Genomic DNA, 342 nt, shown 5'->3' on the forward strand with positions numbered 1-342 from the left:
ATCAGGCCGGACCCTGCCAGCAATCGCACCGGAACCGACATCGAGGAGGTGAACGTAGCCTTCAAAATCCGCTACTGCAGCATAGTTTCCGAGTATTTCTGCACCACTTAATCGTCGATACTTGAGTGCCTCACTACGCCAAACCTCTTTTCCTGATGCGACGTCGAGACCATAAACAACGCCTTCAGAGTCGGTCACAACAAGGATTTCAGCTGCGCGCGATACCGCAACTCCACGATAGGTCGAAATGGATTTACTCCAAACTTCTGTGCCCGTTGCGATATTGATTGCCTTAATATCGCCTTGAAAGGCTGCTGCGAAGACGGAACCATAAAGTTCTAC

General features: G+C 50.3%; 1 protein-coding gene. It reads right to left on the minus strand.

Annotated elements, in window-relative coordinates; translation table 11 throughout:
- Positions 1 to 342: PQQ-binding-like beta-propeller repeat protein (locus A3751_RS00605; RefSeq protein ID WP_156492142.1), on the minus strand; the 342-nt coding region annotated here is incomplete at both ends.

The sequence above is a fragment of the Oleiphilus sp. HI0080 genome (assembly GCF_001635135.1).